The sequence below is a fragment of the Myroides marinus genome, assembly GCF_900109075.1.
GTDB lineage: Bacteria > Bacteroidota > Bacteroidia > Flavobacteriales > Flavobacteriaceae > Flavobacterium > Flavobacterium marinum_A.
Map to the genome: position 1 here is coordinate 143,569 of NZ_FNYS01000001.1, position 25,194 is coordinate 168,762.

A 25,194-nucleotide genomic window follows, 5' to 3' on the forward strand; every position below is an offset into this window, starting at 1 on the left:
AATTGACAACAACACTAGTGTATATAAGGGATAAGACTAATACCATCCCTAAACATCACAAATAACAAAACAAATATAAATAACTAAAAACCAATCACTTAATTAAAAAATAAGTAATTAATCCCATAAAAAAAATGACTGCTTTTTTTTCAAAAACTACTTCTAAATACTGTTTATAGTTGTATTAATAGAAAAAAATGAAACTTATAAGTCAAAAATAGGCTCTAAAACAAACCAAAATAGGTTTTAAAACAAAAAAATAGTAGTTAATTCTATGCTATTGTATTTTTTACACTATACCTTAAATCAACGTAAATTGGGTAAAGCAACAACAGAAGCTTTATATATACTTTTTACTAAACAACGTATAAAAACCTATTTACTGTTTTGATTATAAAATATCTAAGATGAAATAACACAATATACCCCTACTACTATGCAAGTACCATATTTATGGTATATTCCCTAAAACACTAACAAAAAAAGATGGATATACATACCTTTGCTTTAGATAATTTAGTACTTTAAACAAATATATAAGCATACGAATATGAAGCAATTATTTAGTAATACGATAGTAAAGCTTTTGCTAGGGGTAATAGTAGGTCTAATCATAGGACCTTATCTAACAGATAGTTTACTACAAATCATCTTGTCTACTAGACATATATTAGGTCAGATCATTCTGTTCTTAGTACCACTAATCATTTTAGGATTTGTAGTATCCTCGATTGCTAAACTAGACAAAGGACAAACTAGTATTATCGGGTTCTCTATCATTATCGCTTATATATCTAGTATTGGAGCAGGCTTCTTTAGTACTACATTAGGATTTAATATTATACCTCATTTACAAATAGAGAACAATGTAGAATCACTTAAAGAATTGCCTGAGATGCTATTTAAGTTAGATATTCCTCCTGTATTTGGGGTGATGACTTCTCTAACACTTGCGCTAATGATTGGTATTGGTATTCTATGGACTGAATCTAAACCGTTAGAGCGAGCATTTGACTCCTTTAAAGACATCGTACTGTTATTAGTAAACAGAGTGTTGGTACCTGTATTGCCTTTCTATATCATGGCTAACTTTGCGTTACTTAGTTACGAAGGCTCGATACAGTCTCAACTACCTGTGTTCTTAACGGTAATACTTATCGTGATAGTGGCTCACTTCGTTTGGCTAGGTGTATTATATACTATAGCGGGAATATACTCTAAAAAGAACCCTTGGGAAGTAATTAAACACTATCCACCTGCTTATCTAACTGCAGTAGGGACTATGTCTAGTGCAGCATCTTTAGGGATGGCATTACAGTCTGCTCATAAGAGCAAAGTACTAAAACCTGAAATCACAAACTTCACAATACCTTTCTTCTCTAATATTCACTTATGTGGTTCGGTATTGACAGAAGTCTTCTTCGTGATGACCGTATCTCAGGTGTTATATGGTACTATCCCTACGGTTGGTACTATGATACTATTTGTACTGCTTTTAGGAATATTTGCTATCGGTGCACCTGGTGTACCTGGTGGTACGGTGATGGCTTCGTTAGGTATTATCGCTTCTGTACTAGGATTTGACGATGCTGGAATAGCTCTTACGCTAACAATATTCGCATTACAAGATAGTTTTGGTACAGCATGTAATATTACAGGGGATGGGGCACTAAGCCTTATGGTGACTAAATACAGTGAAAAATAAATACAATCAGGGGAGGCTTATGCCTTCCCTTTTTTACATATACATACTATGTTAAAAAGATTAGCAAACAATACTATAATTCGACTAGTATCTGGAGTAATCATTGGGTTATTAGTCGGACCATATCTAAACGATATCATACTACAAATAATCTTATCAACGAAACACATATTAGGCCAACTAATTTTGTTCTTGGTTCCACTGATTATTTTGGGGTTTATCGTATCATCTATCGCTAAACTAGATCAGAAGTCTTCTGTTATCATCGGGTTCTCACTTGCTATAGCTTATATATCTAGTATTGGAGCAGGGTTCTTTAGTGGGTCTCTAGGATACTCTATACTACCGTGGTTAGATATACCATCTGCTGCAACTACTGGTAAAGCTTTACCTATTATGCTGTTTAAACTAGATATACCTCCTATATTCGATGTTATGACTTCATTAGTCTTAGCGCTAATGATAGGGTTAGGTATTCTGTGGACACAGTCAAAACCGTTAGAAATTGCTTTTGATCACTTTAGAGAGATAGTTCTATTATTAGTAAATAGAGTACTAGTCCCTTTACTTCCACTATACATAGCATGTAACTTTGCGTTGCTTAGTTATGTAGGAACTATACAGTCTCAATTACCTATCTTTCTTATTGTAATACTAATTGTGATCTTAGCTCATATTATTTGGATAGGAGTACTATATACGATAGCGGGGATATACTCTAAAAAGAACCCTTGGGAAGTATTAAAACACTATGGACCTACCTATCTGACTGCTCTAGGAACAATGTCATCTGCAGCTAGCTTAGGTGTAGCGTTACAGTCTGCTCATAAAAGTAAGGTGCTAAAACCTGAGATAACGAATTTCACAATACCGTTTTTCTCTAATGTACATCTATGCGGAGCTATGATTACTGAGACATTCTTTGTGATGACTGTCTCACTAGTACTCTATGGACATTTACCTGATATGGGTACACTTATCCTCTTCGTACTACTATTAGGTATATTTGCTTTAGGGGCTCCTGGTGTACCTGGTGGTGCACTAATGGCATCACTAGGGTTGATAACTTCTATGTTAGATTTCGACGATACAGGTATTGCATTGGTGTTAACTATATTCGCTTTACAAGATAGCTTTGGTACAGCGTGTAATATAGTGGGTGATGGTGCACTGAGCCTTATGGCTACAGCATTCAATGAAAGACAACAAAAAAGGGAAGCTCAATAGCTTCCCTTTTCTATATAGATCTATATAATTAGTCTTTTAAGATATTACGAGAGATTACTAACTTCTGAATCTCTGTAGTTCCTTCTCCGATAGTACATAACTTCGAATCACGGAAGAACTTCTCTACTGGGAAGTCTTTAGTATATCCGTATCCTCCATGGATCTGGATCGCTTCGGTAGATACTTTTACACATACCTCAGACGCATACATCTTAGCCATAGCTCCAATCTTAGTCATCGGCTTGTGATTATTCTTTAAGAAAGCAGCTTTGTGTAATAACAATTCTGAACATTCGATCTCAGTAGCCATATCAGCTAACTTAAATCCGATAGCTTGGAATTGGCTAATTGGTTTACCGAACTGTACTCTTTCCTTAGAATATTTTAATGCAGCTTCATACGCTCCTTTAGCAATACCTAATGATAATGCACCAATAGAGATACGCCCTCCATCTAATACCTTCATCGCCTGAATGAACCCTTCTCCTACTTCCCCTAAACGGTTAGCATCAGGTACACGACAGTTGTCAAAGATAAGTTCTGCTGTCTCAGAAGCACGCATTCCTAATTTATTTTCTTTTTTACCACTTGAGAATCCAGGTGTACCTTTCTCTACTACGAAAGCTGTCATTCCGTGAGAATCCCCTTTCTCTCCTGTACGAACGATAACTACTGCAACATTACCTGAGATAGCATGCGTGATAAAGTTCTTCGCTCCATTAAGAATCCAGTGGTCTCCATCCTTCACTGCTGTAGTACTCATACCTCCTGCGTCAGATCCAGTATTGTGCTCTGTCAAGCCCCATGCACCGATCCACTCAGCAGTAGCTAGTTTAGGTAACCATCTTTTCTTTTGTTCCTCATTAGCAAATGATAAGATATGATTAGTACATAATGAGTTATGTGCCGCTACTGATAAACCGATAGACGAATCTACTTTAGAGATTTCTTCTACGATAGTGATATATTCGTGGTAACCTAGTCCAGATCCTCCGTATTCTTCAGGAACTAAAACTCCCATATATCCCATCTCTCCTAGTTTCTTAAATAAATCTACTGGAAAGATTTGAGCTTCGTCCCATTCCATAATGTGCGGACGAATATGTTGTTCTGCAAAGTCGCGAATTGATTGAGCAATCATTGCTTGAGTTTCGTTGTATTCAAAATTCATGGTTGATAGTTTTAATTCGTAAATCTCAAATATAAACTAATTATATCAATTTTGTCAATAGGGAATTTCTCAATTTGTAGTAATCCTTCTTTATTAACAAAATCTCCATTCATACTTCTATGCTTAACTACTTCTCTTGCAATATAGTAATTCATATAGGGTATTTCTTTTAATTGATTTATAGATGCCTCATTGACATTAAGTTGCACAACTGATGGAGCATTGATAACTTTAAAATACCTATACAACTCATTTACAACCTCTTCGGATATACCATATATAAACTTTAGCTGCTGAATAGACACAAAGCCTCCATATTTCTCTCTCTCTTTTATAATGCGTTCTGAATAATATGGCCCTATATCTCTTACTTTCTGTAAGTCATCTTGAGTTGCACTATTTATACATATTGGTACAATAGGTACTACCTCTTTAGGTTTATTATAGTCAATATACTCCTGCTTTGGTTTAGGGTTGGTCACCCAATCTGGGAACTTAAAATAAGGACTATACTGCGCTAACCATTCATCTGATACTAGAGTAATACGTTGAAATTCCTTTGCTGAATTAACGTACTTATTCTCCTTTCGAAAGGCTAATAATCGGTCTATCTCTGCTGTAGACATACCTAATATAAATCCTCTGTAGTCAGTAATAAAATTGGGGTTAAATGGGTAGATAGTATCGCGTGTACTCTGTGTAATAGCTCGGATACTGTCTATCATGCGTACTCTAGCGTAATACTCATCGGTAAATAAGGAGGGGTATCTATCTCGTATACTACTATCGCTATGTCTGGAATAGTAATAGACTAATAGCTGAACGGAGATAACTATAAGGATCAAAAAGAACAATCCTCGCTTCTGTGACTTAGTGTAGTAATAAAACTTTTTCCTATAGTTTGAAAACATCGCTTAGTTTTCTAGGAAAATTACGAGAATAAGCGCAAGCTTACATATAGCAATCAAAGAATCTTATAGGTCAAAAACAGATGATCTCTTTGTATAGATTAAGTCTTTAATACGAGCTAAAAAAGCTAATGTGATATATAAGGCGAAGGCTAATCCTAGCGTAAAAAAAGATAGGTAAATAAAAAATAGGCGTACACTGGTAGCTCTTATACCCAGTCTGTCTGCTACTCGACTAGATACTCTAAAACCTCTGCGTTCAAAATAATGTCTTAATCCTGTAACCATATCTCCTAATAATTGATCTCTGACAAAGGTAATGATTATATCCTCTCACTTATCTTATCACTTTCAAATAATATACTAGCATTGGGGTTACTTCTGTTTTAGATACTGTTTCCCTAATTGACATTCTAGACAACGTCCCTTATCACAATATTTCTTCTTTAGATGTACTAAGGCTTGGCTGTCCAAGGCAGAGTCCGCTCCAACCTTATATTGTTCAAATAAATTAATAATACTATTCTTCTCTGACTTTATCTTCACTGCTAGGTCTATCACATCGCTTACATCATACTCGTCTATAGAGTTACTCTGCTTATAGGCTATCTGCATAGGGAGTATGACATTAATGATAACTAAGTCTATAAAGTCTCTAGATATACGCTTATTTTGTTTCTTACTCACTTTATTAAATACATAGTGGGTCTGCCAATATTCGCTTATTTGTACATCAAATAAAGTATAAAAATAGTCGAGATCACTAGTCGTGAGAATTGAGGTAACAGGCATCTGCTGATGATATAACCAACTGCTTAGTTGAGCTAAGCGGATAGTAGGAAAGTTAGGTGGACGAAGTTGAAAGAATCGCAAAGACGATACGGATTGTTCTTCTATATTATATTTATGTTTTAAGAATATCCATTCTCTCTTAAGTTCTTTTACATAGTTATCTTCTATTTCGTCTTCTGTTTCTAATAATCCTGTAACACCAAATAATAAGGCTTCGATCTGTAGTAGAGAATGCGATTGTTTATAGATTGATAATATAGGGAGATTCTTCACTGCGTCAAAGAATGCTTCGCCATTGGCATTAAGTCCAAAACTCTTAGCTAAAAAGCAAAAGAACACATGTTCCCAATGGTTATTAGTTATCTTTAGCAAGTCTTGAATTGGTGTAATTTTCTCTTCTAATCGTTCTAAGAATGACTTCTCTTTCCAATTTATCCAGATATGAGAGGGTACTGAACTAATGGTGTCTTCACAGTTAAAATGAGGTTTACGCAAGAAAAGTTGATTGCATCTCGATAATACATCTGCATCCACATAGTTCTTCATAATAAATACAGTTACTTCTTTGCCATCTGCTCTAAATACAGGAGTATCGTTATCCCATACTACATGTAATATGATACTATCATAACGTCTGTCTATCTCATGATGGTGGGCATACCAATCAGAGGCATTGATATGAATCTCTACATTACCAGCCCACTGCTGAGCTCCTATCTGTAAACGTGCATTAAAAAAATCTGGCCCGTCTAATCCTGTGAAAGTTCCAGGGGAATGAATAATCAATTCTTCATTAGATGCAGTATATAATTGACTCGAATTAAATAACTGATTAGCCCAAACGTAATGCAGGAATGCTTCTTTCATAAAAGTGGTAGTGTGTTGGTTATATTCAAATGGTTTTCTCTATTTTTATAAAAAACTATAATCATACCAACCAAAACTATGAGAATACGATTCTACTTGATTTGTATTACTACGACTTTGTTTTCTAGTATTATATATGCACAAAAACCTAACCAAAACACTGTTATAGAATACATTACTTACTCTAATAATAAAATAGTTAACGCTGATGATCCTATAACACTGATAGCAAATGAAAACAATGCTTTTATAGCAAGGAAAAAACAATTAGATATAGGGTTAGAGAAGTTCCCTTATGAACAAACATTTATTGACTATAAGAACAAAGAACTATACAGTATAGCTCATCTGACAAAAAAGAATAAGATCAGAATGTTGTTACCTGAGTCAAAACAAAACTTTACGCTACACAGTGAAACGAAGAATATACTGGGATACAACTGCAAAAAGGCTACGATATCTATTAATTCTAATACCTTAACTCTATGGTATACGAATGAGCTTAAAGCTAAAGGTAGTCCCATGTCATTAGGGGCTAATCTAGGTCTAGTATTAGAAGTAGATCGAAATGGTACTTATAAAACTGTAGCGAACAAAATACATAAGGACCTTAAAATAAATTTATATGATTATTTGAAACTAGAGGATAGTAAACTGGTAGATACTAAAACATATAAAACTGAATTGTGGAATAGTAGATTCACAACAATCAAACTATTTGAAGAGGACTTAGTAAATTTCTCAGATTCTATTATTGAGAAACCTAATTTAATGCGTTTTGCCAAAGGTACTGTGTTAGTAACTAAGGTAAAAATCCCCGCATTGAAGCCGACTGACCAACTATTTATAAACTTGACAGAACAATCTAATGGTGATGCTTATGACCGAACAGGTAGTGTGTTCTTAATACCACATTATCACGAGATCTCATTTATGGATGCACTAGAACAAGGAGTTGGTGTATTACCAATATATCAAAACCAAGATTCAACAGAGAAGTTTCAAGGTGTTATAGCAACTAATAATTATACTCCGCCTATAGAATTAATGCGTTTCTTTACTCCTTTTGGTGTAAAAGGGTTTAATCATATAGAAGTACTTGATTATAAATGGCAAGACAAGGCTTATTATAGACAAGAAATTACGGAGTTTCAACCACTATTAAGTAATAGTGAGTGGTATGTGGGAGTTTATATTGGGAACTATGATAAAGGAGGGCATAAGATAAGTGCTGATATTACTATACATCCTGGTGGTAATGATGTCGCAAGTAAAACGACTATGATGATGCCTCTATTTAATACAACAAACTTAATGGAAATGGCTGGACAGAATTACCCAATTATGTTTGCTTCACCTAATGGTCTGAAGATAACTTTTACCACGACTACTGATATTAAAAATGCTAAATTGAGGTATATAACAACTGGTCACGGCGGATGGGAAAACGGTGACGAATTTAATCCAAAGATAAATACAATCACATTAGATGATAATAAAGCCTTGGATTACTTCCCTTGGCGACAAGATTGTGGTTCTTATCGAGATTACAATCCAGCATCTGGAAACTTTGAGACAGGTTTATCTTCATCAGATCTTAGCCGTTCTAATTGGTGTCCAGGAACTGTAACAGCTCCAATATGGATTCCTCTAGGTGATATAAAAAAAGGTACTCATACTATAGAAGTAAAAATACCTCAAGGCAAGCGAGAAGGTAATAGCTTTAGCTATTGGAATGTGTCTGGTGTGCTATTCGGTGAATAAAAAAAGAGCTGATTTAAATAAACTTTAAATCAGCTCTTTTTCTATTATCTAAGCTCTTCTTAAGAGAAGAAGTTCCAACTTATACCAAATCTAAACGTAAAGTCTTTATATGGATTATTAGGAGCAGAATAATACTTATATCCTGTCATACTAGAATTAAAATGTTCTAACATTAAATAAATTCTAGCAGTTCTAATCTTCATGTTAATAAAGAAGTCAAATACTGGGTAGTTACCAATCTTCACTTGGTCTTGAACAAAGAAGTCTCCTATTACTGGATTATAGTCATTACCATAATACTTTGTAAAATAACTAAGTGTTATACCTGTTTGGAACTTTAATGCTTTATCAAAAAATGCATCTGTGAAGTATAATGTATTTCTAGTTACAAACTCTGGTACATTTAAAATATTATCTTTTTGATCTACCTTTTGATATAAGAATGTATTATCTAAACCAAACTTCCCAAATCTAAAGTCCTTCTCTGCTTGAATAGACAAGTAGTTGATTGTTCCTCCATATTGCTTAGGTGTAACTAACACTTGTGTAGGAATACCAAACTTGTCAAACTCTGTAGCATCATTAGAAAAGTACAACTTATCATCTAATACGGCATATGTTCCAGATAACTTAACCCAAGGAGTTGTAACTGATGCGTCAAACTGATTTACCTTTTCATTCTTAAACTCATTGTACCAGTTATAGTTCACATAATCACTCTGATATAAATAATAGTTTAGATTCCCCATTCTACTAAGATTTTGGTACCCTAGCTTTAATGCGATATTCTCAGAGTATTTATAGTCAAGATTAGCTTCAACATTTCTAGTTTTATCATCTCCAAGAGAGGTACTCATTAATACATTAGCTTTCCAATTCTCCTTATGATAGATATATCTACCTCCTAGCATCGAAATGTTTTTCTCCATTTTATCTGGTACTAATGTCCCATTAACGTGAGCAATACTCTTATAATAATAACTGTACTTGTAAAAATCTACAAATCCTTCAAAACGCCCTACGATATCAGACTGATATGCAGCACCTACTCTATTAAAGATATTATAGTAGCGTGTTTTATTGTTTATATTATTTTTAAAAGCTTCGCCAAAGTGTGCTTTGTCATTATACTGGTTGTTAATGTCTCCTTGCTTATACTCAAAGAATTTATCCTCATAAGTAAACTCATGCGTCAATAAGATACCATTCTCAAATGAATTATTTAATTGGTATTGATGATTTAAGTATAGTCTCTTTCCTTTCAACATTGTCTCAACATCACGATAATATACATTAAGACGTTCCCTCTTATTATAAGGTTTCACACTAGATTCGAATAAATCAAGGTCACGAATTCCTCCATTCTCTTTATTCATTATATCTTGAGCTGTAAAGTGAGCTCTCATTAAATACTTCTTGTCTTCAGATTGATAACTAGATCCAATTCTAAAATTACCTGTTGAAGACAATTGATTAATATATTTACCTAAAGAACGAAGTCCCTTATATCCAACAAAGAAATTAAGGTTTTTACTTGTATTTAAAGTGATAAAAGCATCAAGATTCTGTCCCTGTTTCATCACAGATCGATAATATAAATCTGTATAAGGAGTAGGTGCAGAGTAATACTTAATATCTTCAACGTTCAAATAAGCAAATTGCTTAGCTTCAAAACCAAACCCTGGTAATACATTATTCGATTTATAATTATACTTAAGTACATTATAAGTCTGTCCTTCATTAGCAAATTGTAATAAACCAAAAGGATCCTTACGAAGGTAATTAAACTCGTAGTGCTTCTTTACTGATAAAGCTGTATCTACAGCAATAGTATCATTCTTAATTGATATAATCTTATAATCGATAATAGGTGCTACAGAGTCTTTTTTAGCTTTCTGTCTAAGACTTCCTATCTCTTTTTTCTCTTTCTTATTTGGATCTCCATCTGGTCGATAACTACTTTGCATATCTACAGTTTGAAACTGAGCTTGAACAGTTACAACACAGAAGAATAATAGAAAAACACCTAAGTACTTTCGCATAAAAATATAATTTGGACAAAGGTAAATTTATTTTTGAATTAAATAAAAAAAGCCATCCGAAGATGGCTTTCTATTTTAATACTTACTGCACTAATTATTTTTTAGCCCAAATAAGTTTTGTATCCATTTTGTCACCACCCATACGTTGAGCAGCAGCATCTTTATTTGCCTTATTAACAAGGTCCATATCTGATGGATATGTAATTCTCTCAGGTAAATCTTTTAGATCGACTTTTGGTACAAATGTATACTGTGTCTCTCCGTTTGGTCCAGGAGCCACTAAATCACGCGTTTCCCCAGGTAACAAGAATGTTTTAGGGAACTTCGTTCTTCTATATTCTGACCATGCCTCATAAGGTTGCATATATAATGCAATATACTTCTGAGTCATTACATTCTCTTCATTCGCTGAAGGCACCTCTTTTAGATACTCATCAACTTTTGTTTGAGTGATTCCCCAACTAAGCATAGATGCTTTAATTCCGTTTTTATAATTGGTGTCATTCCATCCATTTACTTCTGATAGAATAAACTCAACTTCGGCATATTCCATTAAAACTTCAACTTTATCTGCTTTATAAACAGCCGAACCAAATTGAGATACACTTCCAGTTTGAGATCCAGTAAAAGACCCTAAAATACCTATTGGCATTCCTACATAAAAATCAGCTGTTCTATCAACATAATTTCCTTGTTCAATACTACCAACAGTTTTACTTGCACGAAAAGAAACCGTCGTTTCGATATCTTTATTATTCTCGTCTTTAGTAATATTTGTTTTAGGTGCTACCATTTTAAACAAACGTGGGTCAACTATTCCTTTAAATGGATTCTTTTTACCCACCATCTTTTCTTCTCCTTTTAACAGCTCTACAAAAGTATTTGTCGGAGCAAAGTCATTACGGTTATCAATAAATGCTGCTCTGTATAATGGCGCTGGGTTTACTTTATCATTTTGAAACTTAAGTCCAACAGAATCATCATTTGAACTCATTACACCACTTTTTATAGCATCTGCTATATGCTCTTGAGCTTCAGGGATAACACCTTTCACACGGTTTGCAATTTTTAATCTTAAAGAGTTTGCAAACTTCTTCATCTTACCTGCATTACCAAATAAAAAATCTCCTTGATTAAAAATACCCGAATCAAGTTCAATAGACTCAGAAGCTTCTTTTAACTCTTTCAACATATCTTTGAAGATCTTATCTTGTGGAGCAAACTTAGGAGTTCTCTTAGCTTCGGGTGTTCCTATTGTCATTGCTTCAAAATCTGGATCATCGCTACCATAAGAATAATATGGGATATCCCCATAAACCTCTAAAGCTTGTAATTGACTATATACCAACATAATACGAGAAGCTGCTAGCATATTCCCTGGATGTCCATAAGTTTTAACCTTAACTTGATTATTAGGGTTTGTAACGATATCAATAATTTCTTTATACCCTTTTGCTGCTAAGAAAATATCTGTATATAAACTATTATTTACTCCTGTACGGAATAGATATAAATCTTCGTCAGTGTAATTTCTTTGTGCAGAGTATTGTACCCATGGTAATGCCATACGACCAGAAGGGAACCCCCCTCTAGTATTTGTCATTAAATCCTTATTTGATTTATTAAATAAACCTCCTGTAGGAACCTCTAAAGGCTTATTAGGATTAACGTTAATATCTTCTAAGTCTTTATCACAACTAACTAAAGCCATGAAACACGCTAAAAGAGATATTTTATATATATACTTTTTCATTTGAGTTTCTAGAATTTAAATTTAACATTCATACCATAAGTTCTTGTAGAAGGCAAAGATGCTCCTTCAATTGCTTGGATATTTCCACTTCCGTAAGACGCCATTTCAGGATCCATACCTTTCCAGTCTAAGTTCCATGTGAACAAGTTTCTTCCGAAAGCAGAGATTGTAATTCCTTTAAATGGTCCGATCCACTTAGATGGTAAATCATATCCTAAAGAAATCTCACGTAACTTAATATAGTCTGAACTAAATACATTTAATGCATCAACACCACCATAATGTGATTGAGCCCATGCTTGACCAGATACGACTTTATCATTCTTAGTCCCATCTTGTTTAACCCCATCTAAAATAATTCCATTTTCACGAATTCCATTTTCAGCTGATTTATCAAGCATACCAGTATACATTCCGAACATATGAGAAGTAGAGAAGTAATTTCCTCCTTTTTGCATATCAATTAAAACCCCTAAGCTAAAATTTTTATACTTAAAACTATTTCTAAGTCCCATATTATAGTCAGGTAAATATGAACCTAAGGCTTGAATTCCTGTATTCAAATAAAGACCATTCTCTCCAACAACTTTATTACCATTATCATCATAAACAAAGTCTGTTCCATAGATCTGACCATAAGCTTCTCCTACTTTTCCTTGTAAAGATACCTGGAATGGTGCTCTAGTTATTTCTACTGATTCAACGCCATCAGCTAAACGTGTTAACTCATTTTTATTTTTAGAGAAGTTCCAAGTAACATCCCAAGAAAAATCTTTTGTACGAATAGGTGCTAAATTAACTGTTGCCTCAATACCTTTATTTTTCATATCTCCAGCATTTTGCCACTGATAAGCAAACCCTGTTGAAGCATCATATTGAACACGAGTAATTAAATCTTTTGTATCAATCTGATAATAAGAAACTTCAAACCCTATTCTATTATTCAAGAAACCAGCTTCTAAACCAATTTCTTTAGTAGTCATCATCTCAGGTTTTAAATTAGGGTTATTAGCAGTAGCACTTAGAGAATATGTTGGATCACCATTGAATGGTCCATCTAAGTTATAATAGTCAGCTGTTCTATAAGCTTCTGTATCATTACCCACTTGAGCCCATCCTAGACGAACTTTACCAAATGATAACCAATCTACTTCAGGCATTAACTGAGAGAAAATGAATGTTCCTGTTACAGATGGATATGTCACTGACTTTTTAACAGTCGAAAACCAATCTGTACGTGTTGTTCCTTCTAAGAATAAAAACTCTTTATAGTTCACACTAACAGACCCAAATACACTATTTGTTCTTGAATGAAATTTCTCATTACTTGCCTTTGGATCTGAAACACTATTACTTAGATTATATAAATTAGCAATATCTAATCCTCCTACTGTAGTTCCATATACGTAATCTCTACGTTTTTCACTTCTATTAACTCCAACAAAAGCATTAATACCAAAGTCTCCAAAATGATCATCATAGTGAACACGTCCTTCATAGTTATATTCAGAAACGTCACGCTTCATAATACTATACTTAGAAGTAGCTTGTGAACCTTTTGCCACTCTTTCTTCTACAGTAAAACTATAACGATCTCCGTACACAGTTCCTACAGCATAGATCTTATCAGTAAAGTTATATGTTAATTTTACATTACCATAAGTTCTATTACGTACATCTTGAGATGTATTTTCATTAATTACCCAATATGGGTTATCAGAGTAAGCAGGTGTACCGTCATCCCATGAATTTCTATTCCAAGAGCGCTGATCACCATTTGCTAACTTATAATCTTTTAATTTCTTAAAATCTACTTGACGCTGTCCCCATTGGAAAAACTTTTGTGCCACAGAGTTATCTCCGTACCCTACTTCAGGACGGTTAAATCCTTTTGTATACACATAATTAAAATTAGTCTCAGCTTTTAATTTATCTGTCAATTGAGTAGAAGCACTTACAGCAAAATTATTACGCTGCAACTTAGAATTTGGAACAACCCCTTCAGTAACATTATTACTAAAAGACATTCTTACATTACTATCTTTATATGACTTTCCAATAGAAACAGATTGATTATGTGTAATTCCTGTGTTAAAGAAAGATTTTACATCATTCTTTGATTTTTGCCAAGGCACTTCCTTCATATAATCACCAGCAAATTCAGGATCAAATGCATACCATGGTAAATACATTGTACCATCAAACTTTGGTCCCCAACTTTCATCTACTTTATATTCTGCAATATTATAAGTTTTCCCACCTATTACAGCAGTTGGTAATTTACTAGCTGAACCTCCACCATATAATGTTTGTAACCCAGGCATAACATTAATACTCTCAAAACTTAATCCAGTATTAACTTCGATATCTGTACGTCCATTTTTAGCAGACTTCGTTGTATAGATAATAACTCCATTACCTCCTCTATTCCCATAAAGAGCAGACGCAGGTCCACCTTTTAACACAGTAACAGATTCTATATCATCTGGATTAATATCTGCAGAAGTATCCCCATAATCACGTCCTCCTGCACCACGTTGCATGTTTGAATCTGAGAAGTTGCTATTGTCTAATGGCACACCATCTACAACGATAAGTGGTTGGTTATTTCCTGTTACAGATTTAACACCTCGTAATACGATACGAGCAGACCCACCCATTGAAGAAGGAGAAGTAACTTGTAAACCAGCTACATTTCCTGAAAGAGCATTTACAGCATTTGTTTGACCAGCACCTGATAAATTATCTCCTTTCACTTCTTGTGAAGAGTATCCCAGTTTTTTCTTGTCACGTTTAATACCTAAAGCAGTAACAACTACTTCTTCAAGCATTTCTTCGTCTCCAGCCATAGTCACATTATAAGTAGCTTCTCCACCTACAGTGTGTCTAACATCTTTCATTCCAACAAAAGAATAGATGATCACATCTCCTTTTTTCACTTTTAATGTATACTTCCCGTCTAAATCAGTCTGAGTACCTTCTGAGGTACCAGAAATCGTCACGGAAACACCTGGAAGAGGAAGACCACCTTCGCTTACCACTCCATTAAAAGTCTTTTCTTGAGCAAAACCTACTTGCACTAAAAAGGCAAGAGACCCTACTAAGATCCATTTAAACTTTGATTTCATTTTAATTATTGATTAGTTAGTTTCACAAATCTAACAAAATATTTTAAACTCATTAAGTTTATTTTAAGTTTTTTAAAAAACTTAAAATATTAAATTACATCAACAAAAAAACAATAAAACTAAAACAAACACATAAATAAAAGCCAAACAATAATATAAATTCAATTAATAATTAAAAAAGAGCATACACAACATCACTAATTTAACAATTAAGACAAAAAAAATAGACCACTATTAAATCTAATAGTGGTCTATTTCTAAACATAGTTTTGAGATCATCTTTTATAACTATTCATAATAAACAGTATTATTTAACAATTCACTTTGCGGTACCTTAAATGTTAAACGAGGATCATCAAACGGAAAAGTAGAACCAGGGTAGCTTAAGTGATTAGAACCATACTCATAAGTTCCTTTATTCCTTTTAATAGCTGCATATGCTTTTCCTTCTCCCCATAATTCAATTCTGGTTTGAAGAACAATCTCATCTAACAACCCTTTACCACTTAAACCATTTATATATGAGACATCAGGTCTACGTATTTCCATTAACTTCATTAGTGTACTTTTAGCAGCAGCTTCATTACCTGAACGAGCATTAACTTCAGCATTTAACAAATACATTTCTTCAATACGCATAAAGACATAATCCGATTCAACAAAACGTACACCATCCACAACTTTACCTGAAGCAGGATAAAATTTATTTACAGGGATAATAGCATAACTTCCAAAATCATACTTTGCTCCTGTATCATCTGTTACAATACCAACTACAAACTGTTTCTTTCTAATATCGTTAGTAGGTATTTTATCATATAACTCTTTAGATAATCCCTTGGTATCACCTGACGAAGGATATCCATAAGTAAACACATCCATCTGTCCATACCAAGAAATTAAATTTAATCTATTTTCCATTGTTAGTTGAGCACTCCACATCCAGTTTGGATTTCTCATCGTTTTGTTAAAGCCTCCTAATAATACATCTTTCGATGCTAACTGATATCCTCCTTCATTAATTATTGATTCCGTCAATTTCGCTGCTTCTACTAAAGCATCATTTGTACCTTTAGCCGCATATACATATGACAAGAACCCTTTTGTTACAAAATAATTAATATTTCCCCCTCTATTTACATTACCAATCTCTTCATACAATTTTAAAGATTCTGTCAAATCTTTAATCATCAATTCAAAAACTTCTTGAGTTTTCTTAGCTGGAGTATTATGTGCTACAGGAGCTGTATAAATAGGTAGTATCTTCTGATTTGCTTCATATCCTAAAGTATACATTGTCACAAGGTTGTAATACATATATGCGCGAAAAGATTTTGCTTCAGCTAATACTTTTTTCTGTGCAGTTGTAAGAGTACTTGGATTACTAAAACCTGAAATAATATTATTAGTACCACGTATCATATAATAATAAAAACGCCAACCTTTATAGTTTTCAGTAGAAGTAAAGTTAGAGGTACCATTAAAATTATTTATATTTCCATACCAACCATATTTTAACTGATTAGCATTCATATCTCCGGTTAACATGTCTGTATAAATATCATATCCCTTTTGACCGAAATCATCATGACCCGTTGTCCCTCCAGATCCAGCCTTAACATTATAGGCATACAACCCATTTAATGTAGCCTCACCTAAATGCGGAGAATACTTAGAGATTTTATCTATATTCGATTTTGACAGAGAACTAGTAGGACTCAATTCCAAATAATCTTTAGAACAAGCACTAAACAATAATCCAATTCCTGCTGCTATAATTAATCCTTTTTTCATATGATTATTTTTTTATTAAAACTTAATTTTAACTCCTCCTGTAACAGTTGATAGTGGAGAATATTGATATGTTGATGATTGTCCAAACTCTGAAGCAGTAGGGTTAAATCCTTTTCTTTTTGTAAACAAGAATAAATTATCTCCAGAAACATAAAAACTTAATTCGCTTAACCCTAATTGTTTTACATATTTAGCAGGCAACCTATAACCTAATCTAATATTATTTACACTTAAGAAATCGCTCTTAGTTAAAAATCTAGTAGATACACTATTCACATTAGTATCAGCATTACTTGACAAACGTGGCACATCAGTAATATCACCTGGCTTTTGCCAACGTCCAGCTATATCATTATGCCAGTTATTACTTCCTATTTTACCATTCCCCATTAATGAAGAGTATGCACCATCATAAGCATATCCACCTAGACTATAGATTAACTGTACACCTAATTCCCATCCTTTATAGCCAGCATTTAAATTAATACCTCCTCTTAGTTTTGGAATAGCAGATTTACCAACATACTGTAAAGTTCCTTTAGCATACTCTGTTGTAACCTCTCTAGTTAACTGTCCTTGTTTATCAGGATTCTTAGCTAAGAAATCAGTTAAAGACTCTACATGTTGCTTTCTTCCATTATTATCTACATAAGTATAAGTATACCATTGAGCCTGTCCAGTTTCTGAATTAACACCAGCCCATTCTCTTATATAGAAATCGGCTAAAGAATGTCCTGAAGACCTACCATACAATCCATTAACATCTAATATTTTTTCTTTCCCTGTAGATGGATCCTTTGGCATTCTTACTAATTCATTCTTTAAATATTCTCCATTTAAAGATATATCTATATAGGCATCCTTAGTTTTTAACAAATGCCCCACCACATTAAATTCAATACCTTGATTACGAAGTTTACCATCATTAACGGTCATCGATTCATATCCTACAGAAGGCCCAATTCCCCTCTGAAAAATTAAATCATCAGTATTCTTAACGTAGTAATCTATACTAACGTCTAAGAATTGTTTTAAGCTAAATTCAGCTCCAACTTGAAACATCTTAGCTTTCTCCCAAGTCAACGCTTCATTACCAACTGTTCCTTCAAATATTGCCAGCTGTCCACCGTAAGTAGATACATTCCATAAATTATCACCTGCATAATAACTTCCTACGCTTTGATCACCTATGGTTCCATAACTTCCTTTTAATTTTAAGTTTGAAAATAATGTTTGGTTCTGCATAAAATTCTCACGAGACATTACCCATGCCACACCAACAGATGTAAACGTCCCCCATTTTTCCTCTTTAAATCTTGAAGACCCATCACGTCTTACAGAAGCAGTTAAGAAATATTTATTCGAAAAATCATAATTTAATTGTCCAAAATAACTCTCTAAATTATAGCCTTCCACATATCCGCTACTAGGTAAAGTATTAGATCCATTATTCAACTCAAGACTATCTGGATCAGCAAGGTTAGTTTTACCCATAGAGTTTATACGAAACTCGTATGAACTATTTTCATGAGCTGCCAAAACTTCCAATCCATGAGCACCAAACGCTTTTTTATAACGTAATAACTTCAGCCAGTTATAAGTAAAAACCTCACTTTTAGTTTTTGAAATAGACCCATTTGATGAAGCCATAGATCCATAAAATCTACTATTCAAAATATTACGAGTATTATTATAATACTGCCCTCCTATAGTTGTTTCGAAAGTTAATCCATCATATAATGAAAAATTAAAAGCAGCACTAGCATTTATTTCATCACGTGTACCTTGATTTTTACCATAAGTAGCATCAGCTATTGCATTAGTCAAAGAACTAAAACCACGACCTCTACCATAATCATACTCTTTACCACCATAAATATCAGTAATAAAGTTTCCTTTTGCATCTCTTAAAAACAAAGGATATATAGATGGGATATTCTCAGTGAACCAGAATAAACTACCTGAATCATTACTTTGCCCGCTATTATTACTTTGTGTATGAGAATAACCAATATTCATCTTTGCATCTAACCAATCCTTAGGCTTATGCTGTAGATTTAAACGAGCTGTTAAACGTTCGAAATCTGATTTAATAGAATAACCTTCATCTTTCAGGTAACCAAGAGAAGTAAAATAAGACGTTTTATCTGTTCCTCCCCCCATATTTACATTAGCTTCAACACGTTTAGATGACTTAAAAGCATAGTCTTTCCAATTCTCCGGAGTATATCTTCTTGTTACATTTGGTCTAACTCTACCAGTTAATGGATCAATTAAATCACCACCATTAGCAACATTCCACATATTATATTTAGAATCTATACCATATTGATCTTTAAACAAATTGCTATTTGCCCACGCAGTAGCTTGTGCATCAGTCATCTTTCCTCTAATCTTCCCATAATTCTTTAAAGCCTCATAAGAGTACTCTATATAAGTTTCTGGCGATGTCACCACATCATACTGAGGCAAAGCTCTCCAATTAACACCTGTCTTCGCATCTACTTCAATATAAGACTTAACACCTTTACCTGATTTGGTATTAATAATAACAACACCATTTGCTCCTCTTGATCCATAGATTGCAGTTGCCGTAGCATCTTTCAGAACTGTCATTGAACCAATATCTGCAGGATTTATAGATGAAAGACTTGAACTGTATGGAATTCCATCTAATATTATCAAAGGATCTCTATTACCATTAATAGAACCATAACCACGAACACGAATTGTTGGATCAGCACCTGGTTGACCAGTTGCATTAATAATTCTAACACCTGCTGCCTCTCCTGAAAGAGCCACTAAAGCATTAGACACACTTTTCTTTTCAATTTGTTGGGAACTAATCTGAGAAGCAGATCCCGAAAACGACTCTTTAGTTGTCGTTCCATATCCAACAACAATAACTTCATCCAAAATCTGTTCGTCATCAGATAATTCAACGTTATGTATATTAGCTACACCAACTTTATAAGTAACTTCATGCATCCCAATAAAACTAAAAACAAGAACATCTCCTTGTTTTACTTTAAGGGAATACTTACCATCTAGATCTGTTTGAGTTCCCTCACTGCTACCTTTTATGGAAACAGTAACTCCTGGGAGAGGCGCACCGCCTTCACTTACCAACCCAGTAAGTGTCTTGTTTTGTGCATATCCCACACTTACTGAAAGTAATAGTAGACTAGCATAAAACCAATTAAGTTTAGATTTCTTCATAAAAACATTGATTAGTTAGTATAACAAATCTACCTAGATCACTTAACATTAAATTAACATAAACAAAGAACTCTATAGTATTGATGATAGTATTCAAATAATCATATAGTTCCAGTTAGGCTTAGTTTTAAACAAAAAAAAAGGGAAAGCTTTGAGGCTTTCCCTTTTTACATTAACATATTTAAATTACTTATATGCTTGATTCTGTTCTATTTTACTAACATTAATCTCTACTTGAGGTATTGGAAATGCGGCATATTTATCTCCAAAAACAACCTTCCCATTAGTTAAAAGCCTATTTACTTTACTTTTAGGATTTACAACCTCTCCTCCCCAACGCATAATATCTTCATAAGCAAACCCTTCAAACATTAATTCTCTAATTCTTTCCTTTTTATAATCCTCAAATGTTAATACATCATAGATCTTAGGCAACGCTGAAGGTTGTACTCCATTCGCATCTTTTGGTGCCTGTAAAGTAACACGTTGAGATACAATATTATTCAAGTAATTCAAAGCTTGACCGTTATCACCATTTGAAGCTCCTTTTAAAGTAGCTTCAACGTAATTAAACATAATTTCCTCGATACGCATTACACGAACATTAGAAGTACGAACTGTATATTTACCCAAATTACGAAGAGCACTATCTACACCTTTACCAATAATATAAAGACGAACATCATCAACCTTTTTATCTCCTTCAAATTCTGGAAACAACGATACTATAGCATCATTCATACAAACAAGATCACCATAACCAGGTTTAACATTGTAAATATTAAACAAACTATTTACACCTAAATTATCTACACCTGACTGTGCTAATTCAAAAAGAGAATTACTCATAATTCCATCACCTTTATAAGCATCTACAAATGATCCCCTAGCGATTACTGTAGTTCCAGTTGATGTTATCGCTTTCAAAGAACTCTCAACAACCACATCTAGCATACTAGTATCATATTTACTAAAAAACAGAGCAATCCTTGATTTAAAGCCATTAGCACTAGCTACTGTTAAACGGATATTCTCTCCACGTCCTATAACTGCCTCGGCCTCAGTCATCATTTTAATACCCTTCTCCAAATCAGCTAAAATTGATTTTTGATTTTCTCTTACAGTTGGACGAGATACTTTTTCATCAATATCTAAAAAAGAAGTTTTATATGGCACTCCTAAGGCATTTAACCCAAATCCTCCTACATACTGTTCTCCATAAAGTCTAACCAAATCATAATGAGCAATAGCTCTCAAAACATATGCTTGACCTTTGTAATACTTAACAGCACCACTCTCTTCAATATTTGCTTCTATAACACGATTAGTATTCGAAATCACTTTATAAATTTGTTCCCATGTATCAGCTGAATAAGCGTGTGTTGGAAGAATTGTAAATCCTGAAATAGACCCAAACCGTCCACTTCCATCAGTTGAATACATATATGATGATCTACTTTCTGAAAATGCTATAATATCTCGACCATAATATGTTTCAGCTGCCATACGTGCATAAGATCCATTTAAACTTGACTTCAACTCTTTTTCAGAGCTAATCGGTGATTTTTCATTATCTTTTGTATTAGAATCAACAGAATCTAATGAGCATGCTGTAAAACTTGTACTTGCTAATCCTACGAATCCAGCAAGTAAAAAGACTTTAACTATATTTTTCATTCTACTTAAAATTTAACGTTTAACGTAAACACAAATGATTTCAATGGAGGTGTCGCCATTTCAATATACCCTGTCGCATCTACCTCTGGATCCCATTTCAATCTACTATCCTTTACCCATGTTAATGGATTACGTGCGGAAACGGATAAATTAACTGCATCTAATCCTAATGATTTCGCAACTTTAGGTCTCAAATTATAACCTAAAGTAATCTGTTTCAAACGGATATGATCCCCGTCATATAACCATCTTGTACTTGGGGAAGTATAAGTTGCTCCTCCACCAGTAGAGACCATTGGTACATCTGTAATGTCACCTGGTTTTTGCCACCTTTCTAATAATTCGGTTGTACCATTATAATTATACAATGATCTATTATTAATAGAGTTTGTATAAGATGACCAATAATCATAAACACTATATCCTGCTGCAAAACTAAATAAAGCATCTAAATAAAATCCTTTATAATCTATATGCGTAGTAATACCCCCTGTCAACTTAGGTAGTGCACTCTTATTTAAATATCTTGTTTCTGCTGCGTTATAATTTGATGTTTTAGTACCATCAGCCATATACCACTGTGCTAACCCTGTTTGAGGATCAACTCCTGCATACTCCTTTAATCTCCACTCTTCTAATATTTTCCCTTCTGCAGTTCCTTTAAAGCTTCCTAATACTTCTAATGGTTTCCCATCAACGATAGGCATAGTTACCATTTCGTTTTTAACTGTTCCTAAATTTCCGCCTATAGACCAATTAAAATCTTCTGAACGAATTACATCATAGTTTAATTCAATCTCAATACCACTATTCTTTAAATCTCCTAAATTCGTCCATTGAGATGAGAATCCTGAAGTACGTGATAATGGTCTTGCATATAATAAATCCTTACTCTTACTAATAAAATAAGTGAACGACCCTGTTAAACGGTTGTCAAACATACCAAACTCAATACCAATATCTGTTTTTGTTTGCTTCTCCCAACCTAACAATCCACCAAATTGAGTTGATATCATAGCTGATTCTTGATTATAGCTACCTGGACTTAAAAGTTGAGCATAAGTATTTGATGCAATCTCTGAGTTACCTGTTGTTCCTACAGATCCTCTTAAACGCAATAAGTTAATAAATTTCACATCTTCCATAAATGCCTCAGAACTAATATTCCAAGCACCACCTACAGCAAAGAACGTTCCCCATCTTTTATTTTCAGAAAAACGAGAAGACCCTTCTCTACGCAAAGTTAAATCAACTAAATATCTATCATTGTAATTATAATTCAATAATCCTAAGAATCCTAAGTTAGCCCAATCTGTATACCCCGCACTTGCTTGATAGTTTGCAGCAGATGCTCCTACACTAATCATTCCCGGAGGCAATACTTCTCCAGAGCCCATTAAATTATTAGCTTTATTCTTTTGATACTCCATTAATACTCTTGTATCAAACTTATGGTCATCCCCTATATAAAACTTATAATTCAAACTGTTTTGCCATACATAATTAAATCTTTTACGATCAGTCTCACTAGCATTACCCCCATATGCTTCACCATCACCATGATCTGGATTTCGATACACTTTGTAATTTGCTAATAAATAATCCAATCCGATAGTTGACTCAAATCGTAAATTATCAAGAACTTTATATCCTAAAGTATTACTTGACATCACTCGTATAACATCATTTCTTGAAATATTATTAGCAGTCACATGAAGTGGGTTGTGCAAGTTAGCAGGAATATCTAAATTATATGATCCATCTTCATTATATATAGGTGCCCAAGGAGAAATAAACATTCCGGATAAATTAGGATTAGAGAAATATGCTCCAGCCTCATTAATACCATTTTGAAGAATATTAGATACGTTTGCTCCTATTTTGACATCCAATCTATCATTTAGCTTTCTGGTCATATTAAATGCTCCACTAACTTTCCTGAAATCAGTACCAATAACAACGCCATCAAATTTTTCATGAGCAAAATTAGCATAATACGTCCCTTTTTCATCTCCTCCATTTACACCAAGAGAAACCGTAGATGTAATAGCATCTTTATTCAATACTGCATTTCTCCAGTCATAATTTTGAGACCCATTAGCAACCCATTTAGAAAGAATATTATTCGGCCCATATCCTTTAGGTCCTATATACCATTCCCAAGCATTATCCATTGTAAAACCATCTTCAGCTCCATAATCGTTAAAATTCGCTTCTAACCACAACTCTTTCTTCTGTTCACCAGTTAAGAATTTAGGACCTTTTCTAGCAAAATTTTGGAATCCTATAGAGGTTTTTAAACTATAACTTGGCTCACCTCTTTTACCTTTCTTAGTTGTAATAACGATAACTCCATTACCACCTCTTGCTCCATATGCAGCAGTTGCAGCAGCATCTTTCAATACAGTCATTGTTTCGATGTCTTCTGAATTTATTCCAGAAATAGAAGATAGGGAAGTCCCCACATCATTTCCCGATATATTTCCACTTGTTAAAGGTATTCCGTCTACTACAAATAAAGGCTCATTGTTAGCAGATAGCGAATTGCGTCCACGAATACGGATATTCTGGGTAGCTCCAGGCGAACCTGAAGTTGTTGCCATTTGCAATCCCGCTACACGTCCTTGTAAAGCTTGATCAACAGAAACAGTAGGAGTCTTTCCAATAACATCACCTTGTACAGTTACAACATTTCCAGTAATCTCATTCCTAGCCTTACTTTGTCCATATGCCAATACAACAACTTCTCCAAGTTGACTACCTTCAACAGATAAAGATGGGTTATAAACCATTGCATCACCTACTTTATAAGTAACATCTTTCATCCCAATAAAACTAAACACTAGAACATCTCCAGGTTTAACATTTAAAGAATAGCTACCGTCCAAGTTTGTTTGTGTACCTTCATTTGAACCTTGAATAGCAACAGTTACTCCTGGAAGTGGTACCCCTCCTTCTGTAACTACCCCTTTCAGGGCTTTCTGTTGTGCTGAGATATTCTGCGATAGAAGCATTATACCTGCAGCTACAATCCATTTGTAGTTTAATTTCATAATAATTCAATTAGTAATTGAAACAAATCTAACAAAATATTTGAATTATATTATAATAAAATTAACAAAATAAAAAATCAAATAAAAACATTAA

14 protein-coding genes are annotated in these 25,194 nt (G+C 33.8%); 3 read left to right on the forward strand and 11 right to left on the reverse strand.

Annotated features, from left to right (window positions below; translation table 11 throughout):
* Window positions 1-550: 550 nt before the first annotated feature.
* Together BMX53_RS00715 and BMX53_RS00720 are read left to right on the forward strand one after the other, a co-directional pair.
* The gene (locus BMX53_RS00715; protein WP_074744108.1) at window positions 551-1,705 is read left to right on the forward strand and encodes a dicarboxylate/amino acid:cation symporter; all 1,155 of its coding nucleotides are present in this window, start codon (window positions 551-553) and stop codon (window positions 1,703-1,705) included.
* 48 nt (window positions 1,706-1,753) lie between these two features.
* Window positions 1,754-2,932 (forward strand): cation:dicarboxylate symporter family transporter, encoded by a 1,179-nt coding sequence (locus BMX53_RS00720; RefSeq protein ID WP_074744110.1) that lies wholly within the window; start codon window positions 1,754-1,756, stop codon window positions 2,930-2,932.
* 28 nt (window positions 2,933-2,960) lie between these two features.
* On the opposite strand, the gene BMX53_RS00725 is transcribed toward BMX53_RS00720, so the two are convergent.
* The 4 genes from BMX53_RS00725 to BMX53_RS00740 all read right to left on the reverse strand — a co-directional run bounded on the left by BMX53_RS00725 (window position 2,961) and on the right by BMX53_RS00740 (window position 6,670).
* Window positions 2,961-4,103, reverse strand: coding sequence for an acyl-CoA dehydrogenase family protein (locus BMX53_RS00725; protein ID WP_038987499.1), 1,143 nt, complete (start codon window positions 4,101-4,103; stop codon window positions 2,961-2,963).
* A gap of 11 nt (window positions 4,104-4,114) precedes the next feature.
* On the reverse strand, window positions 4,115-4,828 hold the full coding sequence (locus BMX53_RS00730) for a ComEA family DNA-binding protein (RefSeq protein WP_244154457.1): 714 nt from the start codon (window positions 4,826-4,828) through the stop codon (window positions 4,115-4,117).
* Between the two features lie 249 nt (window positions 4,829-5,077).
* Window positions 5,078-5,299 carry a PspC family transcriptional regulator gene (locus tag BMX53_RS00735; RefSeq protein WP_038987497.1) on the reverse strand — a complete coding sequence of 74 codons (222 nt, stop codon included), beginning with the start codon at window positions 5,297-5,299 and terminating at the stop codon, window positions 5,078-5,080.
* An 87-nt stretch (window positions 5,300-5,386) separates the two neighbouring features.
* The gene (locus BMX53_RS00740) at window positions 5,387-6,670 is read right to left on the reverse strand and encodes a DUF2851 family protein (RefSeq protein ID WP_074744114.1); all 1,284 of its coding nucleotides are present in this window, start codon (window positions 6,668-6,670) and stop codon (window positions 5,387-5,389) included.
* Between the two features lie 78 nt (window positions 6,671-6,748).
* On the opposite strand from BMX53_RS00740, the gene BMX53_RS00745 reads away from it, so the two are divergent.
* Window positions 6,749-8,434: a GLPGLI family protein gene (locus tag BMX53_RS00745; RefSeq protein WP_074744116.1), complete on the forward strand. Its 1,686-nt coding sequence runs from the start codon at window positions 6,749-6,751 to the stop codon at window positions 8,432-8,434.
* Window positions 8,435-8,493: 59 nt separating this feature from the next.
* On the opposite strand, the gene BMX53_RS00750 is transcribed toward BMX53_RS00745, so the two are convergent.
* The 7 genes from BMX53_RS00750 to BMX53_RS00780 all read right to left on the reverse strand — a co-directional run bounded on the left by BMX53_RS00750 (window position 8,494) and on the right by BMX53_RS00780 (window position 25,100).
* On the reverse strand, window positions 8,494-10,476 hold the full coding sequence (locus BMX53_RS00750; RefSeq protein WP_074744118.1) for a putative porin: 1,983 nt from the start codon (window positions 10,474-10,476) through the stop codon (window positions 8,494-8,496).
* Between the two features lie 94 nt (window positions 10,477-10,570).
* Window positions 10,571-12,229, reverse strand: a complete 1,659-nt coding sequence (locus BMX53_RS00755; protein WP_074744120.1) for a SusD/RagB family nutrient-binding outer membrane lipoprotein — start codon at window positions 12,227-12,229, stop codon at window positions 10,571-10,573.
* A gap of 8 nt (window positions 12,230-12,237) precedes the next feature.
* Complete coding sequence (locus BMX53_RS00760) at window positions 12,238-15,357, reverse strand: SusC/RagA family TonB-linked outer membrane protein (RefSeq protein ID WP_038987492.1); 3,120 nt, start codon at window positions 15,355-15,357, stop codon at window positions 12,238-12,240.
* A 288-nt stretch (window positions 15,358-15,645) separates the two neighbouring features.
* Window positions 15,646-17,151 carry a RagB/SusD family nutrient uptake outer membrane protein gene (locus tag BMX53_RS00765; protein ID WP_074744123.1) on the reverse strand — a complete coding sequence of 502 codons (1,506 nt, stop codon included), beginning with the start codon at window positions 17,149-17,151 and terminating at the stop codon, window positions 15,646-15,648.
* Window positions 17,152-17,166: 15 nt separating this feature from the next.
* Window positions 17,167-20,370 (reverse strand): SusC/RagA family TonB-linked outer membrane protein, encoded by a 3,204-nt coding sequence (locus BMX53_RS00770; RefSeq protein ID WP_074744125.1) that lies wholly within the window; start codon window positions 20,368-20,370, stop codon window positions 17,167-17,169.
* A 186-nt stretch (window positions 20,371-20,556) separates the two neighbouring features.
* Entirely contained in the window at window positions 20,557-22,047 is a 1,491-nt protein-coding gene (locus tag BMX53_RS00775; RefSeq protein WP_074744127.1) for a RagB/SusD family nutrient uptake outer membrane protein, read from the reverse strand.
* A gap of 5 nt (window positions 22,048-22,052) precedes the next feature.
* Window positions 22,053-25,100, reverse strand: a complete 3,048-nt coding sequence (locus tag BMX53_RS00780; RefSeq protein ID WP_074744129.1) for a SusC/RagA family TonB-linked outer membrane protein — start codon at window positions 25,098-25,100, stop codon at window positions 22,053-22,055.
* Window positions 25,101-25,194 lie beyond the last annotated feature (94 nt).

Bases quoted from the DNA above. Each gene is read 5' to 3' on its own strand.
- BMX53_RS00750 (WP_074744118.1), bottom strand. From the start codon at position 10,476: ATGCGAAAGTACTTAGGTGTTTTTCTATTATTCTTCTGTGTTGTAACT.
- BMX53_RS00745 (WP_074744116.1), top strand. From the start codon at position 6,749: ATGAGAATACGATTCTACTTGATTTGTATTACTACGACTTTGTTTTCT.
- BMX53_RS00760 (WP_038987492.1), bottom strand. From the start codon at position 15,357: ATGAAATCAAAGTTTAAATGGATCTTAGTAGGGTCTCTTGCCTTTTTA.
- BMX53_RS00765 (WP_074744123.1), bottom strand. From the start codon at position 17,151: ATGAAAAAAGGATTAATTATAGCAGCAGGAATTGGATTATTGTTTAGT.
- BMX53_RS00740 (WP_074744114.1), bottom strand. From the start codon at position 6,670: ATGAAAGAAGCATTCCTGCATTACGTTTGGGCTAATCAGTTATTTAAT.
- BMX53_RS00780 (WP_074744129.1), bottom strand. From the start codon at position 25,100: ATGAAATTAAACTACAAATGGATTGTAGCTGCAGGTATAATGCTTCTA.
- BMX53_RS00755 (WP_074744120.1), bottom strand. From the start codon at position 12,229: ATGAAAAAGTATATATATAAAATATCTCTTTTAGCGTGTTTCATGGCT.
- BMX53_RS00715 (WP_074744108.1), top strand. From the start codon at position 551: ATGAAGCAATTATTTAGTAATACGATAGTAAAGCTTTTGCTAGGGGTA.
- BMX53_RS00730 (WP_244154457.1), bottom strand. From the start codon at position 4,828: ATGATAGACAGTATCCGAGCTATTACACAGAGTACACGCGATACTATC.
- BMX53_RS00720 (WP_074744110.1), top strand. From the start codon at position 1,754: ATGTTAAAAAGATTAGCAAACAATACTATAATTCGACTAGTATCTGGA.
- BMX53_RS00770 (WP_074744125.1), bottom strand. From the start codon at position 20,370: ATGAAGAAATCTAAACTTAATTGGTTTTATGCTAGTCTACTATTACTT.
- BMX53_RS00735 (WP_038987497.1), bottom strand. From the start codon at position 5,299: ATGGTTACAGGATTAAGACATTATTTTGAACGCAGAGGTTTTAGAGTA.
- BMX53_RS00725 (WP_038987499.1), bottom strand. From the start codon at position 4,103: ATGAATTTTGAATACAACGAAACTCAAGCAATGATTGCTCAATCAATT.
- BMX53_RS00775 (WP_074744127.1), bottom strand. From the start codon at position 22,047: ATGAAAAATATAGTTAAAGTCTTTTTACTTGCTGGATTCGTAGGATTA.